This is a genomic window from Halomonas sp. ND22Bw (assembly GCF_003011945.1).
GTDB lineage: Bacteria > Pseudomonadota > Gammaproteobacteria > Pseudomonadales > Halomonadaceae > Halomonas > Halomonas halophila.
Map to the genome: position 1 here is coordinate 1 of NZ_PXWD01000970.1, position 268 is coordinate 268.

Below are 268 nucleotides of genomic sequence, written 5' to 3' on the forward strand. Positions count from 1 at the left end.
ACCTGGCTGAAGCGGAAGGGCTCGCTGACCTGCTCTCGGCGGAGACCGAACTGCAACGCCGTGCGGCCCTGGGTTCCGTGGGCGGGGTCCTCTCGGCCAAGGTGGAAGGGTGGCGGGAAGGACTGCTGCAGCTCTCCGCAGCGGTCGAGGCCGTGCTCGATTTCGACGACGAAGACGACGTGGGCGGCCTTTCGCCGGCGTTTGCGAGGGATCTGGATGCCTTGTCCGCGGACCTGCGGCACACGCTTGCGCTCCCTTCGGCGGAACC

Annotated in this window: 1 pseudogene; it reads left to right on the forward strand. The window is 68.7% G+C overall.

The features are described from left to right. Positions 1 to 268, forward strand: a pseudogene (locus CVH10_RS21050) (hypothetical protein); the annotation flags it as partial.